The organism is Cecembia calidifontis (genome assembly GCF_004216715.1).
Classification (GTDB): domain Bacteria; phylum Bacteroidota; class Bacteroidia; order Cytophagales; family Cyclobacteriaceae; genus Cecembia_A; species Cecembia_A calidifontis.
In genome coordinates this window covers 2,416,082-2,431,588 of record NZ_SGXG01000001.1, presented here as the reverse complement: position 1 = coordinate 2,431,588, position 15,507 = coordinate 2,416,082, and the positions used below count along the sequence as shown (strand labels likewise).

Genomic DNA, 15,507 nt, shown 5'->3' with positions numbered 1-15,507 from the left:
TAATAATTTTAGAGAAAATCAACAATAAAAAAAGGGTGTCTCGACTTTTCGGACACCCCCCATTTCATGAGCCGATTACTGACCTTTGTTTCATTATTTAACCAACAAAACCTTTTAACCCCTATGAAAAAGTTTTTAAAGATCATGGCTTATTTTGCCAGCGGACTGATAGCATTGATTATTATAGCTGTGGCTTATATCAGTTTGGCGCTTCCTAATGTAGGTCCTGCCCCCGAAGATCTTAAAGTGGAAATAACCCCTGAAAAAGTAGCACATGGAAAATATTTAGCTAATCATGTCATGTTATGTGCTGACTGCCATTCGGTCAGGGATTTCAGTCTGTTTTCCGGCCCACCAGTTCCCGGTACGGAAATGACAGGAGGAGAAAGATTTGACCAGACCATGGGCTTCCCCGGAGTCTTTATTTCCGCCAATATCACTCCATTTGGTATAGGAGACTGGACGGATGGCGAGATTTTTAGACTGATAACTACTGGTGTAAGAAAAGATGGCTCCCCCATTTTCCCTGTAATGCCCTATCACAGTTATGGCTTGATCGATCAAGAGGATATCGAGGCCGTAATTGCTTATTTACGGACTCTAGAGCCAGTTGAAACCGCCCATCCTAAATCAAAGGCCGATTTCCCATTCAACTTCATTTTGAGGACAATGCCGGCAAAAGCACAGCTGACCAAAAAACCGGATCCATCAGATTTAGTAGCATATGGAGGGTATTTGGTCAATGCCTCTGCCTGCGCTGATTGCCACACCAAATTCGAAAATGGAAGCTATACGGGTGAACGATTGGCCGGGGGAAGGTCATTTGAAATGCCAAACGGTACTTTGACAACCTCCAACCTCACGCCCCATCCAAGCGGTTTGGGAAATTGGACAAAAGAAATGTTTGTCCAAAGATTTAAAATGTATGGTGAGCATTATGTTCCTGAAAAAGTGGGAGCAGATGATTTCCAGACTATCATGCCCTGGATGATGTATGCCGGCATGAGGGAAAGTGATTTAGAGGCCATTTTTGCTTATCTTCAATCCTTGCCACCAGTTGAAAACTATATCGAAAAATTCAAACCTAATATTTGATTTTTGGGAGTCATTGCACTACCCATCTCACATATTTAGGCTAAAAATAAATCCTATCCGGATTTGCCCGGCGAAAGGTCTTGCCTCCGATGGGAGGAGATGTATATGGCCATCAAGGCTAATTAGACATCTCCTCACTTTCCTAATAAAAGGCGTCTTCAAACTGCTTAAAGTGAAAGTGTCCACTTTTGTCTTTATAAACTCCCACAATATCAAAGCGGATGTCATAATGCCAATCTTTTTCGTGAATGAATTGGTCGGCAGCTTTGACGATTAATTTTCGCTTGGTAAAGTCAACAAACTCTTCGGCATAGCCATAGCCTGTTCCTGAACGGAACTTGACTTCTACAAATACCAATAATCCTTTATGTTTAAAGATCAGGTCTATTTCAGCATGTTTGTACCTATAATTGGCCTCCATAAATTCATACCCTCTACCTATCAGCCAATCTTTCGCCAGCTCCTCGGCCAGCTTTCCTTTTTCCTGACTTCGACACTGGGACACCCAAAATCAAAAACCGAACATTTTTGCGAGTTTTTGTTGACTTTCGTTCAAAAATAGGGTCTTTCTCAGCTTTTTACCTGAAGATTTGAGCTGTATTTCAACAGTGTAAATCCCTTTTGCTATTTCTATGGCTTTCTGAGGAGAAAGTTTTGGTCCTTTTTCCAATTACTGCCTTTCCAGTTCCTTAAACACTTTGTAAGCGACGAATGCGATGCTTATATGTGCTTCGATCCTGCGTTGTTTATAATGGAAAACAGGCCTGACTTTGATTTCATTTTTGGTTATCCTGAAGGCCTTTTCTATTTTCCAAAGGTTGTTGTAATTCTCAATGACCTCGTCTTTGTCAAGGTTTGTGTTGGTAATATACCCTTTGAGACCGTCCCATTTCCCATCCTGTTCAAACTTTTCAATATCAAGGGCAATCTTTACCTCCCCTTCCATTTTAAGATACTTGTTATAGCCCCTGTTGTTGATGTGGCTTTTGTTGAGCTTTCCTGATTTTAACTGTTTCTCGAGCTTTTTAAGACCTTTCTCCCTGTTGATCCTGTCTTTTTTGGCTCTTCTGTCTGAATAACTGACAACCATTCTGAGCCCGTCCTCCCAATCCAGCAGCCTGCTCTCGCCGTTTTCAAGTTCAAAAGCCAATATCCTCTCTTTACTTTTATCAGGGGAAGCTTTCAGCCTTGCTCCCAGAATAAACTCGTAACCGTTGTCCCGTAACTCTTTTACATTGCTTTTTGACAGTAAACCTGAATCGGCAACAACAATCGGAGCAGGTAAGCTATACTTCTTTCTAAAAGCTTCTATCACAGGGATCATCGTATGCCCTTCAAACTTGTTTCCCTCAAAAATCTCATAAGCCAGAGGATATCCCTCTAGTCCAACCAGCAGACCCAAAACAATCTGTGGATTTTGATGCTTTCCCTCCTTGGAAAAACCACTCTTTCTAAGATCATCTTCATGATCCACTTCAAAATAAAGCGTAGTAACATCATAGAAAACGATATTGATACTCCCTCCGAGTATTCTCTTGGTATGTTCAAAGCTGATCAGCTGGACCGTTTCCTTATAGTTGTTGTAAAGCTTGTCCATGTACCTGTAAAGGTCCTGAACCTGGAATTCGAGGCCGTGGTAGGTGAGCAGGTAATCACAGGTTTTAAGCTTGCTGGCAGGAAAACAGATCCTGGAATATACCAGCCACCTGAAGATATCATCTTGGATTGCGCTGAACCCAATATCATTGAAAATCCTGTCCAAAAGCAGCTCGGTACCTGAAACAGTGATGTTTTCAACACTTTCCAGAACAGAATCGGCAATCCGTTCTTCATCACTGAAGGGGATTTCAAGTGCTCCTTTATGGTTTTTTATCCATTCCTCCCCAAGAATAAAAAGTCTTTCAACCTCAGATCGATCAGAACTGCTTCCGATCGTTTTTACAACCTTGCTTTTACCTTTGATCTTCTCAATTACCTGAACACTGATCTTGCCACTTTTATTGGGTTTTCTCCGAACAAACATGCCTAAAAGTACAAAAAACCACCCCGGGACACCCAAATTGAGAATCTGAAAATTATAATGATCTATATTTCAATACTTTATGTAAAAATGGGACTGACGACTGTCGAAGTCAGGTGGGAGCAGATGATTTCCAGACTATCATGCCCTGGATGATGTATGCCGGCATGAGGGAAAGTGATTTAGAGGCCATTTTTGCTTATCTTCAATCCTTGCCACCAGTTGAAAACTATATCGAAAAATTCAAACCTAATATTTGATTTTTGGGAGTCATTGCACTACCCATCTCACATATTTAGGCTAAAAATAAATCCTATCCGGATTTGCCCGGCGAAAGGTCTTGCCTCCGATGGGAGGAGATGTATATGGCCATCAAGGCTAATTAGACATCTCCTCACTTTCCTAATAAAAGGCGTCTTCAAACTGCTTAAAGTGAAAGTGTCCACTTTTGTCTTTATAAACTCCCACAATATCAAAGCGGATGTCATAATGCCAATCTTTTTCGTGAATGAATTGGTCGGCAGCTTTGACGATTAATTTTCGCTTGGTAAAGTCAACAAACTCTTCGGCATAGCCATAGCCTGTTCCTGAACGGAACTTGACTTCTACAAATACCAATAATCCTTTATGTTTAAAGATCAGGTCTATTTCAGCATGTTTGTACCTATAATTGGCCTCCATAAATTCATACCCTCTACCTATCAGCCAATCTTTCGCCAGCTCCTCGGCCAGCTTTCCTTTTTGAGTGTGCTCTGCCATGACAAATATTGTTTAATTTTGAAAAGTCAAAAGATCAAAAATCTGACGTCTTTCCCAGTTCAAAGAACCATTGTGCTAAAAAAGGCGTTTTTTTATCACATCAAGGAAAAACTGTGAATCAAGTTATCAATAAAAAAGTAAAATTTCTAGACCTGGGAACTAAAGATTACAAAGAAACCTGGGATTTTCAGGAGGAAATTTTCGCCCAAATAGTAAATAAAAAAATCCAAAACAGGAAACTTACTCCTGAAGAACAGGAGGTAACTGAAAACTACCTGCTGTTTGTAGAGCATCCTCATGTATACACGCTGGGAAAAAGCGGGGAATTGTCCCATCTTTTACTCGATGAGGCGGGTCTTGCGGAAAAGCAGGCTACTTTCTACAAAATCAACCGGGGAGGAGATATTACTTATCATGGTCCTGGTCAATTGGTGGGGTATCCTATTCTTGATCTGGAAAATTTTTTTACAGACATCCATAAATACCTCAGGCTTTTGGAAGAAGCCATTATTTTAACTTTGGCGGAATATGGTATTGAAGCCGGAAGAATTGATGGACTTACAGGTGTTTGGTTAGATACTGTAGAACAAAAAAATCCTAGAAAAATATGTGCCATGGGGGTCAAATCCAGCAGATGGGTGACCATGCATGGCTTTGCATTTAACATCAATGCCAATATCGATTACTTCAACAATATTGTACCTTGCGGTATCCCTGATAAAGCAGTTACGTCTATGCATCTGGAGCTGGGAAAAGCAATTGATGAAAATGAAGTCAAAGAAAAAGTAAAAAAACATATAGCTGATCTGTTTGAAATGGAGCTGATTTGAAGTTAGAATTACTTTGAAATAAGCTTTTCGAAATAAAATTCGAATAACAAGTCTGAACGGCTGACAAAACGTCTTGTTTTTAAAGTTTTAAGTCCTAAGTCTTGGGTCTTGCATCCTAAATCAATCAACTAAAATCATGAAAAAGGATATAGATTTTCACCCTGTCACAGGAATCAAACTGGCCATTGCAAAAGAAGAAGTCAATGGCATTGAAGAATGGGCTGTTTATATCGTCAATCTTAATTTGATCGAACTCAATACAGTGATGATTACATCAAAGGGATATGGGACAATAGAAGGGGAAGAAAAGAAAACCTCTGTCTTAAGGCATATGATCAAAGAATTAGGCGCTGAATCCATTGCCAAAATTGAGCCCATAGACCCTGAACTTTTCGTATTGAACAATGAATATTGGTTAAGTTACTATATTTTGGATCAGATTTTTGACAAGAAGTTTGTGTTCAAAGCCAACACTGTCAACGAAAAGAACATACAGTACATTCCTGAATTGGGTTTGGAAGGCATTATCCATTCTTGATTCATCCGATTAAAAAGTATATTGAAATTGGAGATTCAGTGATAGAGGCTTATATTAAAGGGAAAAAAAGCTGTAGAAGACGGTAGAAAAGGTCTTCCAGTAGGAAGTATATCTCAAGTCAATTCAGCCTTTACCTAACTTTAGTTTTATGTCGGCCTTTTTTAACGGACTGGAGAACATCCTTTTTTTAGATATTGAAACAGCCTCTTTGGAAGCGGATTTTTCTTCACTTCCAGAAAGGATGAAATCAGAATGGCTTAAAAAAGAAAACCACATCAAGTCCAAAGCAGAAGAAATTGAACCCGGTTCCCTATTTTTCAATAAAGCAGGTATCTATGCTGAATTTGGAAAAGTAATCTGCATCGGGGTAGGTTATTTTCATTTTATGGAAGAAAGTGGCAAACTGGAATTCCGCACCAAAAGCTTCTGCGCAGACAATGAATATGACACCCTAGAAGGTTTTGTCCAACTTCTGGGAAAAAAGCCCTGGATTCTCTGTGCCCATAATGGCAAAGAATTTGATTTTCCATATTTAAGCCGAAGAATTTTAGTCAACCGTCTACCCCTTCCAGAACCCTTGCAAATAGCAGGCAAAAAACCATGGGAATTGCGCCATTTGGATACTTTGGAGTTATGGAAGTTTGGAGATTATAAGCATTACACCAGACTGGAACTTTTGGCTGCCATTTTTGATATCCCAACCTCGAAAGAAAGTATTGATGGCTCACAGGTCAATGAAGCTTATTACCTTCAGGGGAATCTTCAGGGAATCCGGGAATACTGCCTCAGGGACGTATGGGTAACTGCCCAGGTTTACATGGCTTTTCAAGGACTTCCCCCCGATATGGAAGTGCAGGTAATCAATAAGGATGCAGAACCTTCTGGTTAAAATCGGCCATTGATTTTATAAAATTTAAAAGTTACGTGTCTGCAATTTCAAAATTTAATCTATGCTTTTTCAAAGTTTATTTGTTTTTAACTTAAACTTGATAAGATGTTATTTCAGTGTTTTTATTGCTGAATCTTGAATTGTTTTTGAAAGTAAAACATTGATTTCCATATAAATGTACGCAACCGAACTTTCGAGATACAGCATTTTTACCTGATGTTAAACATAGCCTAAAGTCTTTTGTGAATTGTGCCGATTTTTAAACTATTCCCCTTGGATTTAAAAGAATTAAATAAGGCATTCCTAAAGACTAAGGAATTAATCCGAAGACAAGCCGAACTGAATAAACAACATCAAATAAAATGACAACAATCATGTAAAAACCAGTTGAATAACATATGGATTTCAACCACTTATCCGTCTTTTTTTCGTATTTTTAATTAAGTAAACAGTAAAATTATCATCATTAAAAAACAACTAAAACCATGGGTATATTCTCATTTATCAAAGGTGCCGGGGAGAAAATTTTCGGTAAAAAAGAAAAAGAAGCTCCTAAGGAAGAAATTCCTACCATCAGAGCAGCTGCTTTACTTGAACATGTAAAAAGCTTGGGTCTTCCATTTAAAAGACTTAAAATCAGCGTCAAAGATAACATGGTAACCGCTGAAGGAGAAGTGGAAAAACAGGAACATGCCGAAAAAATCGTTTTGGCAATTGGAAACGTAGAAGGCGTGGATCAGGTAGAAAATAAAATGCAAGTAATTGAACCCGCTCCCCAAGCACAGTTTCATACTGTGGTAAGCGGTGACAACCTCTCCAAAATTTCTAAAAAATTCTATGGTGATCCTAATAAGTACATGATCATTTTTGAAGCCAATAAGCCGATGTTGACACATCCGGATAAAATCTATCCAGGCCAGGTCTTAAGAATACCTCCGCTTGCATAAAAAAAAGCTCCGGAAATCCGGAGCTTTTTTTTATCACACCTTCTAAATAGGGCTTTATTTTTTTCTTTCATACACTTCAACCCAACCTTTCACCACCTCGGTAAGAACCAGGTTCTGATCCTTGAATTCAATGCTTTTCAATATTTCAACATTTTTCCCGGGAATTGCCTGTGTTGGAAAAACTTTAATATTATTTCCTACCAATTCCCAGGAAAGCATCTGTGACATTTCAAAAAGATCAGATGCCTTCAAACGGTGCTGGGGAGGAATATTCAATTCACGGGCCATTTTTTCATCAACATCCCTTATTCCCCTAATATCCAAAAGATATTTCCCATCGGGATTTATACTGGTCAGGTAATCTTTACCAGTCTCTTCTGAATATATTTTTTGACCATTTTCAACTCTGTACCGCTCTTTGAGAATCCAAACTCCTATGATACGGTTCCTTAATGATTTATTGGCTTCTGGGAAAATTTTTGAAAAATCATAATCCAAACTTTTGGATATCCTTTCCATTTTGATCCCTTTTCCGCTCTCTACAAAAACCATTTGCAGTTTTTTCTTAAAAATGGTCGCTTCAACTTCCTGTTCCTCTCCTTCCTTATCAAGGATACCTTTAAAGCCATTTTCCTGCTTTTTGCCAATAAAATCCTTTTGGGAAAGGGACTCATCAAACCACTCCCCCATCAGAATTCCTCCCTGCTCTCTGATTTTCAGCACATAAGTATTCCCATCCAAGTTTCCGCAAAAAACGCCTTCAACGCTTTGAGCCCGGGTGGCATGAACCAAAAAACTGATCAAACAATATAATAAAAATCGGCCCATAAAATTTCCATTTCCCTAAAATACACAATAACGCTTAGTTTACCATTTGTTTACCGCAAATTGATGGAACTATTTTCTTTCCGTTATCCTTTTAGATTTTAGGATAAAGTTTTTCAACTTTGGGATGAAAAGGAAAATTGCTTAATTCTTTTAACCTCTACAATCCCGATAAATTGAACACGCAAAAACACTTAATCACCAAAAATCACAAAAGTCCAGCGGATTTTTTTACCGTTAGGCTAAAACAATCATTATATTAAAAGAAAAAACAAACACTCATTTTTATGGGAAGAAAATCAAACAACAGAGGCCAACAGGGAAAGAAAAAAGGAGGAAAGATCATGGACTCTGCCCAGTTGGCAAGAAAAATCCTCAACTTTTTGGATAATAATTTTGGCAAGGAATTCAATGCCAAACAGATCATCAAGAAACTAGAAATCAGAGACTCCCTTACCAAAGGGGCTGTGGAACCGGTCATGCACAAACTTGCAGCAGCCGGCTCCATTTCAAAAAGTCCAAGAAACTATTTTGCGTCCATCAAAGAACCTGAATTCATTGAGGGCGAAGTGGATTATGTCAATCCACGATTTGCCTATATCCGTCCTGATGCTAAATATGATATGGAGGAAGATATTTTGGTCAAGGAGGCCGATCTCAAACATGCCCTCGACGGCGATAGAGTAAGGGTCATGGTTTATCCTTCCAAAGGAAGTTCCGGAAGAATAGAGGGGAAAGTCTTAGAAATCGTACAAAGGCTGAGAGATGAATTTGTAGGAAGGGTTGAAATATCTCCAAGGTTCGCCTTCGTGGTCCCGGATTTTAAAAAAATGCACCATGATGTATTTGTCCACAAAGGGGACCTCAAAGGGGCAGAGCACAACCAAAAGGTGGTCGTCAAGATTACTGAATGGAGGGAGGAAGACAAAAACCCTACAGGAAAGATCGTCCGGGTCCTTGGAAAAGCTGGGGAGCATGAAGTAGAAATTCATTCCATTATGGCTGAATTTGGGCTACCATTTGAATATCCCCAGGAACCAGTGGCAGAAGCCGAAGCAATTCCTGATGAAATTCCTCTGGAAGAAATCAAAAACCGCAGGGACATGCGGGAAGTTCCTACTTTTACCATTGACCCGGTTGATGCCAAAGACTTTGATGATGCCATTTCATACAGGAAACTGGAAAACGGTAATTTTGAAATTGGTGTCCATATCGCAGATGTCACCCATTATGTCAAACCCAAAACAAAATTAGAGCAGGAGGCTTATGATAGGGCTACTTCCGTTTACTTAGTGGACAGGACGATTCCCATGCTTCCGGAAAGGTTGAGCAACGGACTTTGTTCCCTAAGGCCCAATGAAGATAAACTTACATTCTCCTGTGTTTTTGAGATGGACGAAAATGCAGATGTCCTTAACTATTGGATCGGCAGGACTGTCACACATTCCAATAGAAGGTTTGCCTATGAAGAAGCCCAGGAAAACATCGACAACCAAGCCGGGGATTTTTATCAGGAACTCACGCTACTCAACGAACTGGCAAAAAAATTAAGAAAAAGGAGATTTGACAAGGGGGCCATCAACTTTGAAACTGTAGAGGTGAAATTCAAATTGGATGAAAAGGGAAAACCTTTAGGCTTAATGGTCAAAGAGAGAAAGGATATCCATAAATTGATCGAAGAATTCATGTTACTTGCCAATAGAACTGTGGCAGAATTCATCTATAATCGAAACAAAGGGAAGGATACTTTTGTATATAGAATTCATGATTATCCGGATATCGAAAAGTTGGAGACCTTCTCCAATTTTGCCAAAAAATTCGGACACGACATTAAAATTTCAGAAGGCACCAAAATTTCAAAAGTTCTGAATCAGTTAATGGATGAGATTGTTGGCAAACCTGAACAAAATATACTCGAACAATTGGCCATCCGGAGCATGGCAAAGGCAAAATATACCACTGAGCCAAAAGGGCACTTTGGCCTTGCATTCAAACATTACACCCACTTTACTTCCCCAATCCGAAGGTATCCTGACATGATGGTACATAGGTTATTGCAGCATTACCTGGATGGCGGAAAATCACCTGACCCAGAGGCCTGGGAAGAAAAATGTATCCATTCTTCTGAAAGGGAGAAGAGGGCCGCTGATTCTGAAAGAGCTTCCATCAAGTACAAACAGGTTGAATACATGTCCCTGGCCGAAGAAAAAGATTACGAGGGCATCATTACGGGTGTGACAGAATGGGGCGTATATGTGGAAATTACAGAAACCAAATGTGAAGGTTTGGTAAAAGTATCGGAGATGAATGATGACTATTACGATTTTGACGAAAAAAATATGCGCCTGATAGGTAGCCGAAATAAAAAAATCATCACTTTGGGTGACAAAGTGATGGTCAGGGTAGTTGCTACAGATATTGACAGAAGAACCATAGACTTGGAATTTGCAGATAATGAGCGAAAACAAAAACGACGTAAATAAGATTTTACAGGACCTGGAAAACCATATCCAGGGTTATTCTTACGGCACATCTCCCGTAGAACTATACGAGCCAATATCCTACATCATGAGCCTCGGCGGCAAAAGGATACGCCCGCTATTGACACTGCTTTCCTATGCCATGTACAAGGAAGATTACCAGGAAATCTTAACTCCTGCCATGGCAGTAGAAGTATTCCATAATTTCACCCTCATGCATGACGATATTATGGATAATGCCCCACTTAGACGGGGAAAAGCTACTGTGCATGAAAAATGGAACGCCAACACTGCCATACTTTCAGGAGATGTCATGTTGGTACGTGCTTATGATATGCTTTTGGACATCAACCCAAATCTGCTCCCCATTTGTCTGAAGCTGTTCAACCAAACGGCTGCTGAGGTTTGCGAAGGACAACAGCATGATATGAATTTTGAAAAAATGGACACGGTAAGCGAAAATGCTTACATTGATATGATCAGACAAAAAACCGCTGTCCTTTTAGGTTTTGCCTTGGAATTTGGCGCTATTCTGGCTGGTGCTCCCACAGATGATGCCAGGAAACTGTATGATTTCGGGGTCAACATCGGCATTGGCTTCCAACTGAAAGATGACCTGTTGGATGTCTATGCCGACAAGGAAAAATTCGGAAAACAGGTAGGCGGCGATATCATATCCAATAAAAAAACTTTCCTTTTGATCAAGGCGAAAGAGCTGGCCAAAGGGGAACAAAGAAATGCCTTGGAGCATTGGATAGGGGGAGCCTCTTTTGACAAAGAAGAGAAGGTACAGGCAGTAACCAAAATTTATGATCAAATCGGGATAAAAGCATTAACTGAAAAGAAAATGCAGGAATTTTTTGACAAAGGTTTTGCCCAATTTGCTTCCCTGAATGTTCCCCATGCTGATGCCTATAACACTTTGCTGAAAATCACCCAGGATCTTGTAAACAGAGAAAAATAATAAAGCTTTAGCCAATGGATTTAACTGCTACTATTATACTGATAGGTATTACTGTTTTGACATCCTATCAGGCCTGGAAAAAGCCTGACTTATTGGACCGTTGGATGTTTACACCATACAAGATCAAAAGAAAAAAAGAGTGGGACAGGTTTATTCTCTCTGGACTGATCCACAAGGATCAGATGCATTTGTTTTTCAACATGTTCACTTTTTTCTTCTTCGGCAGGGTCATTGAGATGTTTTTGCTATACCGATTGGGAAAGTCCACCGGGCTATTGACATTTATTCTTTTTTATTTAGGTGCGATAGTTGTTTCCGATCTTCCTACTTATTTCAAACACAAAGAAAATTACCAATACAGGGCTTTAGGAGCTTCCGGCGGGGTAGCCGCAGCAGTTTTTGCCAGCATCATCATCATGCCTTTATCAGACATATGCCTTTTTGGACTGATATGTCTCCCCGGATTTGTTTTAGGTATTCTATTTCTGGCATATACCATTGTACAGGCCCGAAGAGGGGATGACGGGATCAACCATGATGCCCACCTCTACGGCGCATTGTTTGGTATCGCCTTCGTATTGATTATTTCCCCACAGAGTGGATTAAATTTTATAGAGCAAATAAAAAGCTTCAGGCCATTTTGACCTGAAGCTTTACTGGTTTTACGGTGAAGAAGAATCAATCCTTTCCTTTTTGTAATTGACGGATATTTTTGTCAGTTACACTCCTCAACATCGTATTCCATCTATCCTTGGCTTTTTCTTCAGAAAAAACATCAGGACCTGGTATTCCAACCCGCATACCCAAAATTCTTTCTGCGGTTTTCCCTTTACCAGAGATATTCAAATAAATATCAACTGCATTGATGGTGGGCGTGAACCTCAATAATTTATCTATAGATTTTCTGATCTGGGCCTGCAATCCAACCGGCACATCAACTTGGTGCGCTTGGACATCAATTTTAATTCCTCGGTAATTCTCTGTGTAGTTCATCGCTTAAAATGATTTATGTGTTAATCAAAATTACTTAGGTCACATCCTAAAAATTATGACCTTTGTCATATTAGGACGAATTATTTTTCATATTGTTGGGAAGTTTTAGGATTTGACTTGTTATACAATATCCGGCTTGCAACTAAAAATCTGAAGCATAGGGTAATAAAAAATCAGCCAATTAATGTAATCCATTCCCTTCTAATTGAAATTTAATGATTTCCGTTATCTTTCTGTTCGTTCGATTAAGATAGGGCATGAGAATTGGCAGATTTTGTTTTTTTACTATATGGCCCACTTTCGGTCCAGGGTAAAGGCTACATTCAACCATTTTTTCAAAGTGATCGGCTTCATCTGATCTAAAATCTCCTGCCTAATCAGATCCTGCTCCTCCAAATTGGGCTGCCAACCTCCCGGGGCAACTACAAAGTCAATCTCGATAAACAATTTGGTTCCCGATTTAGAAACCCTAAGAAAAGATTCAGAAAACCCGTATTTGGACTCTATACCATCCACAATTTTTTTACAAAGCGCCATGTATTTGTCTTCAGCCTTCATGTCCAGGACTTCCTTAATCTGCCTCCCCATGTTTGTGATAGGAACCTTTAAAAAATACCCTGACACCAGCACCACCATCAAAGGATCCATATAAGGCATAAGGTAATTAAATCTGGTAAACCGTAAGCTATAAGCCAGCATGAAACCCATTAAAACTGCCAAACTCAAAAATGTATCCATCAACCATTGTTGTGCTTCTGCTTCCACCAAACCTGACTCAAGCTGATCCTTTTTCCTGTTGAGGAAAAAATAAAAAAGATAACAGCCTAATGTAGCTAATAAAGAATAAATGACCCCGGAACCAGCATTCACTTCCTGGCCTCCTGAAAGTAGAGTAGAAATTCCCGAAAACATGGAAAATAGACAAAGGATGGTAATAACCAGAAATTTTCCCAAAATAATCACCGGCTCTATCATTTCCTTCCCATAGGGAAACCTGTCAAAATCCTGTTTTTGCATATAAGCTGCCGTCACCAAAGAAATAGAAGACAAGCCCACACTGATCAATGAATATACCCCGTCAAATAGGATAATTTTGGAATGCACAAATACACCCCACACGATGGCGAAAATAGCAAAAAGCAAAGCCCCATATACCGAGACTTTGAGCAAATGATGTTCCCTGTCATATTTGGTCACCATAACAAGAAGTCGCTCCTTATTTCTTTACAAGTAATTAGCAGACTTAATTTACCAAGATTTAAGCTTGAAAAAACGCTGTTATGATTTTTTTTGAATCAAAAAGATTTCTTTTCGAATACCGGTTTTCATCCCGCATACAATCACCTGCTGATAACTCAATAAAAAAGAGGCTTTCCAAAAAAGAAAAGCCTCTTTTCAATAAGTCTATTATGATTATCCGCTTGTATACAAGTAGGGGCAAATGCTCGCAATAACAAGTCTATCAAAGAGTTTTTTACCAAAGTATCTTCGGTTTAGTTTATAACAGAATTCACCTGACTTCGACAGTCGTCAGTCCCATTTTTACATAAAGTATTGAAATATAGATCATTATAATTTTCAGATTCTCAATTTGGGTGTCCCGGGGTGGTTTTTTGTACTTTTAGGCATGTTTGTTCGGAGAAAACCCAATAAAAGTGGCAAGATCAGTGTTCAGGTAATTGAGAAGATCAAAGGTAAAAGCAAGGTTGTAAAAACGATCGGAAGCAGTTCTGATCGATCTGAGGTTGAAAGACTTTTTATTCTTGGGGAGGAATGGATAAAAAACCATAAAGGAGCACTTGAAATCCCCTTCAGTGATGAAGAACGGATTGCCGATTCTGTTCTGGAAAGTGTTGAAAACATCACTGTTTCAGGTACCGAGCTGCTTTTGGACAGGATTTTCAATGATATTGGGTTCAGCGCAATCCAAGATGATATCTTCAGGTGGCTGGTATATTCCAGGATCTGTTTTCCTGCCAGCAAGCTGAAAACCTGTGATTACCTGCTCACCTACCACGGCCTCGAATTCCAGGTTCAGGACCTTTACAGGTACATGGACAAGCTTTACAACAACTATAAGGAAACGGTCCAGCTGATCAGCTTTGAAAATACCAAGAGAATACTCGGAGGGAGTATCAATATCGTTTTCTATGATGTTACTACGCTTTATTTTGAAGTGGATCATGAAGATGATCTTAGAAAGAGTGGTTTTTCCAAGGAGGGAAAGCATCAAAATCCACAGATTGTTTTGGGTCTGCTGGTTGGACTAGAGGGATATCCTCTGGCTTATGAGATTTTTGAGGGAAACAAGTTTGAAGGGCATACGATGATCCCTGTGATAGAAGCTTTTAGAAAGAAGTATAGCTTACCTGCTCCGATTGTTGTTGCCGATTCAGGTTTACTGTCAAAAAGCAATGTAAAAGAGTTACGGGACAACGGTTACGAGTTTATTCTGGGAGCAAGGCTGAAAGCTTCCCCTGATAAAAGTAAAGAGAGGATATTGGCTTTTGAACTTGAAAACGGCGAGAGCAGGCTGCTGGATTGGGAGGACGGGCTCAGAATGGTTGTCAGTTATTCAGACAGAAGAGCCAAAAAAGACAGGATCAACAGGGAGAAAGGTCTTAAAAAGCTCGAGAAACAGTTAAAATCAGGAAAGCTCAACAAAAGCCACATCAACAACAGGGGCTATAACAAGTATCTTAAAATGGAAGGGGAGGTAAAGATTGCCCTTGATATTGAAAAGTTTGAACAGGATGGGAAATGGGACGGTCTCAAAGGGTATATTACCAACACAAACCTTGACAAAGACGAGGTCATTGAGAATTACAACAACCTTTGGAAAATAGAAAAGGCCTTCAGGATAACCAAAAATGAAATCAAAGTCAGGCCTGTTTTCCATTATAAACAACGCAGGATCGAAGCACATATAAGCATCGCATTCGTCGCTTACAAAGTGTTTAAGGAACTGGAAAGGCAGTAATTGGAAAAAGGACCAAAACTTTCTCCTCAGAAAGCCATAGAAATAGCAAAAGGGATTTACACTGTTGAAATACAGCTCAAATCTTCAGGTAAAAAGCTGAGAAAGACCCTATTTTTGAACGAAAGTCAACAAAAACTCGCAAAAATGTTCGGTTTTTGATTTTGGGTGTCCCAGTGTCGAAGTCAGG

13 protein-coding genes and 3 pseudogenes are annotated in these 15,507 nt (G+C 39.5%); 9 read left to right on the top strand and 7 right to left on the bottom strand.

The window, feature by feature from the left end; genetic code table 11:
- The first annotated feature begins 123 nt into the window (after positions 1 to 123).
- A complete protein-coding gene (locus BC751_RS10555; protein WP_130275494.1) occupies positions 124 to 1,095 on the top strand; it encodes a c-type cytochrome in 972 nt (323 codons plus the stop codon).
- Between the two features lie 142 nt (positions 1,096 to 1,237).
- On the opposite strand, the gene BC751_RS10550 is transcribed toward BC751_RS10555, so the two are convergent.
- The 3 genes and pseudogenes from BC751_RS10550 to BC751_RS10535 all read right to left on the bottom strand — a co-directional run bounded on the left by BC751_RS10550 (position 1,238) and on the right by BC751_RS10535 (position 3,874).
- Positions 1,238 to 1,600 (bottom strand): YraN family protein, encoded by a 363-nt coding sequence (locus tag BC751_RS10550; RefSeq protein WP_130275493.1) that lies wholly within the window; start codon positions 1,598 to 1,600, stop codon positions 1,238 to 1,240.
- A gap of 6 nt (positions 1,601 to 1,606) precedes the next feature.
- Positions 1,607 to 3,118, bottom strand: a pseudogene (locus BC751_RS10545) (IS1634 family transposase).
- Between the two features lie 399 nt (positions 3,119 to 3,517).
- On the bottom strand, positions 3,518 to 3,874 hold the full coding sequence (locus tag BC751_RS10535) for a YraN family protein (RefSeq protein ID WP_130275492.1): 357 nt from the start codon (positions 3,872 to 3,874) through the stop codon (positions 3,518 to 3,520).
- Positions 3,875 to 3,987: 113 nt separating this feature from the next.
- Here BC751_RS10535 and lipB point away from each other — a divergent pair, with 113 nt between their 5' ends.
- The 4 genes from lipB (at position 3,988) to lysM (ending at position 7,078) form a co-directional block, all read left to right on the top strand.
- Positions 3,988 to 4,704, top strand: coding sequence for a lipoyl(octanoyl) transferase LipB (lipB, locus tag BC751_RS10530; RefSeq protein ID WP_130275491.1), 717 nt, complete (start codon positions 3,988 to 3,990; stop codon positions 4,702 to 4,704).
- Between the two features lie 136 nt (positions 4,705 to 4,840).
- Positions 4,841 to 5,242, top strand: coding sequence for a hypothetical protein (locus BC751_RS10525; RefSeq protein ID WP_130275490.1), 402 nt, complete (start codon positions 4,841 to 4,843; stop codon positions 5,240 to 5,242).
- A 148-nt stretch (positions 5,243 to 5,390) separates the two neighbouring features.
- Positions 5,391 to 6,131 carry a 3'-5' exonuclease gene (locus BC751_RS10520; RefSeq protein WP_130275489.1) on the top strand — a complete coding sequence of 247 codons (741 nt, stop codon included), beginning with the start codon at positions 5,391 to 5,393 and terminating at the stop codon, positions 6,129 to 6,131.
- A 485-nt stretch (positions 6,132 to 6,616) separates the two neighbouring features.
- Positions 6,617 to 7,078: a peptidoglycan-binding protein LysM gene (gene lysM, locus BC751_RS10515; protein ID WP_130275488.1), complete on the top strand. Its 462-nt coding sequence runs from the start codon at positions 6,617 to 6,619 to the stop codon at positions 7,076 to 7,078.
- A 54-nt stretch (positions 7,079 to 7,132) separates the two neighbouring features.
- Here lysM and BC751_RS10510 read toward each other — a convergent pair whose 3' ends face one another.
- Positions 7,133 to 7,882, bottom strand: a complete 750-nt coding sequence (locus tag BC751_RS10510; protein WP_165389825.1) for a hypothetical protein — start codon at positions 7,880 to 7,882, stop codon at positions 7,133 to 7,135.
- A 308-nt stretch (positions 7,883 to 8,190) separates the two neighbouring features.
- Between BC751_RS10510 and rnr the strand changes: the two genes are divergently transcribed.
- Genes rnr through BC751_RS10495 form a run of 3 tightly spaced genes read left to right on the top strand, consistent with a single transcriptional unit; the run spans position 8,191 to position 11,991 of the window.
- Complete coding sequence (gene rnr / locus BC751_RS10505) at positions 8,191 to 10,386, top strand: ribonuclease R (RefSeq protein ID WP_130275486.1); 2,196 nt, start codon at positions 8,191 to 8,193, stop codon at positions 10,384 to 10,386.
- Positions 10,358 to 11,347 (top strand): polyprenyl synthetase family protein, encoded by a 990-nt coding sequence (locus BC751_RS10500; protein ID WP_130275485.1) that lies wholly within the window; start codon positions 10,358 to 10,360, stop codon positions 11,345 to 11,347. The genes rnr and BC751_RS10500 overlap by 29 nt, the downstream gene beginning before the upstream one ends.
- Positions 11,348 to 11,361: 14 nt before the next feature.
- Positions 11,362 to 11,991 (top strand): rhomboid family intramembrane serine protease, encoded by a 630-nt coding sequence (locus BC751_RS10495; RefSeq protein WP_130275484.1) that lies wholly within the window; start codon positions 11,362 to 11,364, stop codon positions 11,989 to 11,991.
- A gap of 34 nt (positions 11,992 to 12,025) precedes the next feature.
- On the opposite strand, the gene BC751_RS10490 is transcribed toward BC751_RS10495, so the two are convergent.
- The 3 genes and pseudogenes from BC751_RS10490 to BC751_RS10480 all read right to left on the bottom strand — a co-directional run.
- A complete protein-coding gene (locus tag BC751_RS10490) occupies positions 12,026 to 12,340 on the bottom strand; it encodes an HPF/RaiA family ribosome-associated protein (protein ID WP_130275483.1) in 315 nt (104 codons plus the stop codon).
- A 285-nt stretch (positions 12,341 to 12,625) separates the two neighbouring features.
- Entirely contained in the window at positions 12,626 to 13,540 is a 915-nt protein-coding gene (locus BC751_RS10485; RefSeq protein WP_130275482.1) for a cation diffusion facilitator family transporter, read from the bottom strand.
- Between the two features lie 213 nt (positions 13,541 to 13,753).
- A pseudogene (locus BC751_RS10480) lies at positions 13,754 to 13,852 on the bottom strand (IS1595 family transposase); the annotation flags it as partial.
- A 115-nt stretch (positions 13,853 to 13,967) separates the two neighbouring features.
- On the opposite strand from BC751_RS10480, the pseudogene BC751_RS10475 reads away from it, so the two are divergent.
- Positions 13,968 to 15,479, top strand: a pseudogene (locus BC751_RS10475) (IS1634 family transposase).
- Positions 15,480 to 15,507 lie beyond the last annotated feature (28 nt).

Bases quoted from the DNA above. Each gene is read 5' to 3' on its own strand.
- BC751_RS10555 (WP_130275494.1), top strand. From the start codon at position 124: ATGAAAAAGTTTTTAAAGATCATGGCTTATTTTGCCAGCGGACTGATA.
- BC751_RS10535 (WP_130275492.1), bottom strand. From the start codon at position 3,874: ATGGCAGAGCACACTCAAAAAGGAAAGCTGGCCGAGGAGCTGGCGAAA.
- BC751_RS10525 (WP_130275490.1), top strand. From the start codon at position 4,841: ATGAAAAAGGATATAGATTTTCACCCTGTCACAGGAATCAAACTGGCC.
- BC751_RS10520 (WP_130275489.1), top strand. From the start codon at position 5,391: ATGTCGGCCTTTTTTAACGGACTGGAGAACATCCTTTTTTTAGATATT.
- lysM (WP_130275488.1), top strand. From the start codon at position 6,617: ATGGGTATATTCTCATTTATCAAAGGTGCCGGGGAGAAAATTTTCGGT.
- rnr (WP_130275486.1), top strand. From the start codon at position 8,191: ATGGGAAGAAAATCAAACAACAGAGGCCAACAGGGAAAGAAAAAAGGA.
- BC751_RS10500 (WP_130275485.1), top strand. From the start codon at position 10,358: ATGAGCGAAAACAAAAACGACGTAAATAAGATTTTACAGGACCTGGAA.
- BC751_RS10495 (WP_130275484.1), top strand. From the start codon at position 11,362: ATGGATTTAACTGCTACTATTATACTGATAGGTATTACTGTTTTGACA.
- BC751_RS10490 (WP_130275483.1), bottom strand. From the start codon at position 12,340: ATGAACTACACAGAGAATTACCGAGGAATTAAAATTGATGTCCAAGCG.
- BC751_RS10485 (WP_130275482.1), bottom strand. From the start codon at position 13,540: ATGGTGACCAAATATGACAGGGAACATCATTTGCTCAAAGTCTCGGTA.